1 protein-coding gene is annotated in these 1,127 nt (G+C 48.3%); it reads left to right on the forward strand.

The window, feature by feature from the left end:
* A partial coding sequence (locus AC1IR0_RS15600) for an NAD(P)/FAD-dependent oxidoreductase (RefSeq protein WP_479741564.1) occupies positions 1-1,127 on the forward strand: 1,127 nt, incomplete at both ends.

Genomic DNA, 1,127 nt, shown 5'->3' on the forward strand with positions numbered 1-1,127 from the left:
GATGGCAACTATGTCATTTCACTGGGCAATGTAGTGCGCTGGTTAGGCCAGAAAGCGGAAGAACTGGAAGTGTCGATCTTTCCGGGCTTTGCCGCGTCTGAAATTCTGTATCATGCCGATGGTACAGTCAAAGGCATCCAAACCGGTGATATGGGTATTGGTAAAGATGGCGAACCAACGCATAACTTTACCCCGGGTTATGAACTGCATGCCAAATACACAATTTTCGCTGAAGGCTGTCGTGGTCACTTAGGTAAACGTCTGATCCAGAAGTTCAACCTGGACAAGGACGCTGATCCGCAACACTACGGTATCGGCATTAAAGAGCTTTGGGAAATCGATCCTGCCAAGCATAAACCGGGTCTGGTGATGCACGGTGCCGGCTGGCCACTAAATGAAACTGGTTCTTCAGGTGGCTGGTGGTTATACCATGCTGAGAATAACCAGGTGACTCTGGGCATGATCGTAGATCTGTCTTACACCAACCCGCATATGTATCCCTTCATGGAAATGCAGCGCTGGAAAACCCATCCATTGATCAAGCAGTATCTGGAAGGTGGTAAGCGTATTTCTTATGGTGCGCGTGCTGTGACCAAAGGTGGTTTTAACTCATTACCAAAATTCACCTTCCCGGGTGGTTCTTTGATTGGTGATGATGCCGGCTTCCTGAACTTTGCCAAGATCAAGGGTTCACATACTGCGATGAAATCCGGCATGCTCTGCGGTGAAGCGGTATTTGAGGCGATTGCGGCCGGTGTAGAAAAAGGCGGTGATCTGGCGGTGGCACGTGTTGTAGAGGGTGAAGATTTCTTTGTGAAAGAACTCACCGCATATACCGACAAGTTTAACAACAGCTGGCTAAAAGAAGAACTCTATAACTCGCGTAACTTTGGTCCGGCAATGCACAAGTTCGGTCAATGGATCGGGGGTGCCTTTAACTTCATCGACCAGAACGTATTTAAAGTGCCTTTTACCTTGCATGATCTGGTTCAAGACCATGCTGCGCTAAAAACCCAGGCAGCTGAAAGCTTCAAACCAAACTATCCAAAACCGGATGGCAAGCTAACCTTTGACCGTCTGTCTTCAGTGTTTGTATCGAATACCGTGCATGAAGAGAACCAGCCAGC

This window comes from Acinetobacter sp. 129952 (genome assembly GCF_056642055.1).